Origin of the sequence: Neisseria sp., from assembly GCF_030523955.1 — a bacterium.
Lineage (GTDB): Bacteria > Pseudomonadota > Gammaproteobacteria > Burkholderiales > Neisseriaceae > Neisseria.
This window is the reverse complement of the sequence record NZ_JAUNHL010000099.1, coordinates 1-4,306: the sequence shown is the minus strand read 5'-3', so window position 1 is coordinate 4,306 and position 4,306 is coordinate 1. Positions and strand designations below refer to the sequence as shown.

Below are 4,306 nucleotides of genomic sequence, written 5' to 3'. Positions count from 1 at the left end.
TCCGCTTCTCCAAGGTGCGCATGGCATGCGACAAGGTGGAGGGCTGCATCTCCAAGCGTGCCGCCGCTTTGCGGAAACTGCCGGTCTCCACAATGGCAAAGCAGTTTTCCCGAGGGAGTAGCGTGGCACTCGGGGAAACAGGCCTTTTTGGTGTCCGCCTTGCGAGGAGGTAGTGTGGGTCTGGTGGATTTGTCAGGAAGATGCCGCGTATTCTCTAGCGACGCCCGCCTGATTACGACTTCCGGCATTGTTTTTGATGCGCCGCGCCAGCGCATCTTGGTTGCCAATGAAGATGTCGGCGTTTCGCCCCGAGGCAATGCGCAAAGTCTGAAGCGTACCGCGCAGGTGTTCGAGCTGGATGGAAACAGCGGAGAAGTGCGGCGCGTCTACGATTTTTCCCATTTGAGCCAAGGCGCCACGCTTTCCAACGACCTCACCGTCGATGACCAAGGCAATATCTATGTAACCGACAGCTTCCAGCCGCAGATTTACAAAGTGGCGCAAGGCAGCGGCGAAGTGTCGGTGCTGGTGCGCGATGCCCGTCTGAAACCCGAAAGCAGTGATCCGGCCACTGGTCTTTTGCCCAATCTGAACGGCATTGTTTACCACCCCCAAGGCTTTTTGCTGGCAGGCGATTATGTGCAGGGCAAGCTGTGGCGTATTCCGCTGGATAACCCTGCGGCATTGACCGAAGTGGCCCTGCCAGAGTGCCTCAAAGGCCCGGACGGGTTGTTGTTGCAAGATGCGCAAACGCTGGCCGCCGTGGAAACCGTAAAAGCGCCTGACGGCAGCGGTATGCAGAGCTTCGTCAGCCAGCTACGCTCACGCGACAACTGGCGCAGCGCTGAACTTGTCAGCCAGCGCGAACTGCCCGGTACGCAAGGCGCTACCACCGCTACCTTGCGCAACGGGCAAATCTGGGTGGTCAACTCCCGCTTTCCGCAACTGTTCGGCAACCCGCAAGCCACACCGTTACCGGCTTTGAACTCTTGCGTTTGGCCGAATAAAAGGCTTGCCGGTTAAAGAATGACAACGTGGGCGTTTCCTTTTCTTCTACCAGAAAACCACGCTAGCAGTAGGTCGGGCATTCATGCCCGACAGAATTTGTTCTACTTTTGTCGGGCATAAATGACCAACCTACAACTTTGCCGCCGAATAGGCAAATGCCTGTCTGAAAAACTCTTTCAGACAGGCATTGTGCCTTTCAGACGGCCTGAAACCTTACGCGGCAAACGCCGCCAATTCGTGCGGCGCGGTGTGCAGGCCGGGGTGTTGCGATAAGTGTGCAAACAGGTGTTCGGCCACCGCGCGCACGCGCGGGGGCAGGTTGCGGTGGGCGTATTGCAACACCAGCCGGTAGTCGCCGGCATGGTGGCAATCGCCAAGCAACACTTTCAGACGGCCTGCCTGCAAATGCGGCAGCGCCAGATAAATCGGGATTTCGGCGATGCCGCTGCCGTCCAGCGCCGCCAGAGCGCAGGCTTCGGGGTCGGAGAACGTTAATACGTGCCGCGCGGCTTCGAAGGGCAGCAAAGTGCCGTCTTGCCGGAAATACCAAGGCGAATACCTACAGCTCGCAAAACGGCGGGCAATCAGGCGGTGTTGCGGCAAATCTTCGACACGGCGCGGTGTGCCGTATTGCGCCAGATAGCCGGGGCTGGCCGCGAGGCAGAGGTGCAGCGGCGAGAGCGCGCGCGACACCAGCGAAGATTCGGCGATATGGCCGCCGCGGATCACCAAGTCGAAGCCGTCTTTCACAAAATCGATGATTCTGTCTTCAAAATCCAGCTCGATATCCAGCAAAGGGTGGCGCTGTTGCAAGGCGTGCAGGCAGGGCAGCACCAAGTTGCGGCCGATCACGTTCGACACCGACAGCCGCACGTTGCCGGCATATTGCCGCCCGCTGCCGCTGATATGCTCGGCCGCCTGCTGAAGCAGGGCGAGCGCCGTTTCGGCCTGGGTGAAAAAATGCTCGCCTTCGGCGGTGAGGCTCAGGCTGCGCGTGGTGCGGCTGAACAGGCGTGTGTTTAACGACTGTTCCAGCTGCCCGACGCTTTTGCTGACGGCGGCAGGGGTCAAGCCCAAGGCTTGTGCGGCGGCGGTGAAGCTGCCGTGCCGTGCGGTGTGGATAAAGGCATTGAGGGTTTTGAAATCGTTATCGAGCATTTTCAATTTTAAGTTGAGAGTGTTTTTACGATTATCGTATTTTTCTTTGATAAAAGAAACGTGATAATGGCGGCAAGTTAAATGAGATGACGGAGAATAGATGATGCAAAAGAATATTCTGATCGTTGCCGGCCACCCCGATTTGAGCCGTTCGCTGGCCAACCGCACCATTTTGGACGAAGTGGCGGCGCAACTGCCCCAAGCCGAAATCCGCAAATTGAGCGAACTTTATCCCGATTACCGCATCGACGTGGCCGCCGAGCAGGTCGCCCTGCAAAACGCCGATGTGATTGTGTGGCAGTTTCCCTTTTCATGGTATGCGCTGCCCGGGCTGATGAAAGTGTGGCTCGACGAAGTGTTCCTGCACGGCTTTGCCCACGGCTCCCAAGGCGTGTTGGGCGGCAAAAAGCTGATTTTGTCGTTTACCACCGGAGCGCCTGAAACCGCCTATGCCCGAGACGGTTTGATGCGGCACACGGTAGAAGACTATTTGGCCGCGTTTGAATCCACCGCCATTCTGTGCGGCCTGGATTTGCAGCCTGCGGTTTACACCTGCGGCATCGGCTACACCACCCGCAACAACGAAGCGGCCATTGCCGCCCAGCGCGAAGCCGCCAAAGCACACGCACAGCGCCTGCTGGCCGCCATCGAGGCCGTCTGAAAGGATAACACCATGTATTTAATCGACATTACCATCAAAACCGACGCTATTCCCGCCGGGCAAAGCGACACTCTGCTGGCCGGCCACCGCGCATGGTTTACCCGATATTTTGAACAGGGCAAATTCTTAATGCTCGGGCCGTACCGCGACCAAGCAGGTGCGGGCGTGATTATTGCCCAAACCGGCAGTCGGGAAGAGTTAGACGCCATGCTTGCCGAAGATGTGTATTGGGCCAACAAACTGGCCGATTACCGCGTGCGCGAATTCCAAGCCAGTTTGATTGCCGAGAACTTGAACCGCTTTACAGGCAAATGATTCAGGAGCAGAGTAATGAAATTATTGCGTTTATTTTTAGCGAGCCTTGCCATGATGACCGCCACTTTCAGCCATGCCGAACCGATTATCCGCATTTTTGAAATGCATATCCGCCCCGAAAGCGTGCAAGCATTTACCGAATTGGGCAAACACAATATCCGCCAATCGGTGAATACCGAACAAGGCGTGCTGGGCATGTATGTGATGACCGACAAACAAGACCCCAGCCGGTTTTATATCGTCGAAGCCTATGCCGATGAAGCCGCCTATCAGGCCCACCGCGCTTCACCGCATTTTCAAAGCTGGCTGAAAACCGCCCAGGACATGATCGTGTCGCGCAAAGTCGTGGAAACCGACCCGGTGGTGTTCGGCTCCAAAGCCGTGCCGGTCAAGTAAACGCCGGCAGGATGAAATATTTTTTCAACGTCAACAGCCAAGGAATCAGCCATGCAAAACATCACCGATAAAGCCGTCATCACCACCGGCGCCTCCAGCGGGTTGGGGAGCTCCCTTCCGATAGTGACTCTCGGCCCGCAGGACGCTGGAGAGCTCTTAACGCTTCAACGAGCTGCCTACCTCACCGAAGCCGCAGCGCATGGCGATTTCAACCTGCCGCCACTCACTCAGACCCTCACCGACCTCAAAACGGAACTGACCTCCGCAAACGTCCTGGCTCTCGGCATCCGGGACGCAGCGCGCCTGGTCGCTTCCGTGCGCCTGCATCGCGTTGGACCCGTCGTCGAACTCGGCCGCCTCATCGTCGCCCCTGACCGACAAGGCCAGGGCCTCGGCACCATGCTCTTGCTCCACGCAGAGTCAATCTCATCGGGATGCGACGAGATACGCCTCTTCACTGGCGAGCACAGCACGGCGAACATTCGGCTCTATAGGCGATACGGCTACGAGGAAACAGGTCAGACGCCCGTTGGGGCCTACAAGCTCATCCACTTCACCAAGGTGCTCAGCAGCGGTGCCTGATGAAGACTACGGCCGCTTGGCATAAGCGGAGCGGGTCGCGTGCCGCAGCCGGCAACCGATCCGGCGGTGCTTGCACCTTGACTGTCCATCCGTTTTCAGGCCACCTGAAAACCCCTTCATGAAACCCAAGGAGTCAACCATGACCATTGCCAACCAAATCGTCCTCATCACCGGCGCCTCCAGCGG

The 4,306-nt window shown here is 57.7% G+C and carries 8 protein-coding genes; 5 read left to right on the top strand and 3 right to left on the bottom strand.

Features of this window, described 5'->3' with window-relative positions; translation table 11 throughout:
- The coding region (locus Q4C79_RS13240; protein ID WP_368492246.1) for a LysR family transcriptional regulator at positions 1-91 on the bottom strand (91 nt) is incomplete at its 3' end.
- A gap of 59 nt (positions 92-150) precedes the next feature.
- On the opposite strand from Q4C79_RS13240, the gene Q4C79_RS12995 reads away from it, so the two are divergent.
- Positions 151-1,023, top strand: a complete 873-nt coding sequence (locus Q4C79_RS12995) for a hypothetical protein (RefSeq protein WP_368492245.1) — start codon at positions 151-153, stop codon at positions 1,021-1,023.
- 198 nt (positions 1,024-1,221) lie between these two features.
- Here Q4C79_RS12995 and Q4C79_RS12990 read toward each other — a convergent pair whose 3' ends face one another.
- The gene (locus tag Q4C79_RS12990; RefSeq protein WP_303091445.1) at positions 1,222-2,166 is read right to left on the bottom strand and encodes a LysR family transcriptional regulator; all 945 of its coding nucleotides are present in this window, start codon (positions 2,164-2,166) and stop codon (positions 1,222-1,224) included.
- A gap of 100 nt (positions 2,167-2,266) precedes the next feature.
- Here Q4C79_RS12990 and Q4C79_RS12985 point away from each other — a divergent pair, with 100 nt between their 5' ends.
- From Q4C79_RS12985 to Q4C79_RS12970, 4 genes are read left to right on the top strand one after another with little or no spacing between them, the layout of a single operon-like run.
- Positions 2,267-2,827, top strand: a complete 561-nt coding sequence (locus Q4C79_RS12985) for an NAD(P)H-dependent oxidoreductase (protein WP_303091444.1) — start codon at positions 2,267-2,269, stop codon at positions 2,825-2,827.
- Between the two features lie 12 nt (positions 2,828-2,839).
- The gene (locus Q4C79_RS12980) at positions 2,840-3,142 is read left to right on the top strand and encodes a YciI family protein (protein WP_303091443.1); all 303 of its coding nucleotides are present in this window, start codon (positions 2,840-2,842) and stop codon (positions 3,140-3,142) included.
- 15 nt (positions 3,143-3,157) lie between these two features.
- Positions 3,158-3,538, top strand: coding sequence for a putative quinol monooxygenase (locus Q4C79_RS12975; protein ID WP_303091442.1), 381 nt, complete (start codon positions 3,158-3,160; stop codon positions 3,536-3,538).
- Between the two features lie 51 nt (positions 3,539-3,589).
- Positions 3,590-4,120, top strand: coding sequence for a GNAT family N-acetyltransferase (locus Q4C79_RS12970; RefSeq protein ID WP_303091441.1), 531 nt, complete (start codon positions 3,590-3,592; stop codon positions 4,118-4,120).
- Between the two features lie 6 nt (positions 4,121-4,126).
- On the opposite strand, the gene Q4C79_RS12965 is transcribed toward Q4C79_RS12970, so the two are convergent.
- Positions 4,127-4,306 (bottom strand): hypothetical protein (locus Q4C79_RS12965; protein ID WP_303091440.1); only part of this gene is annotated, 180 nt, incomplete at its 5' end.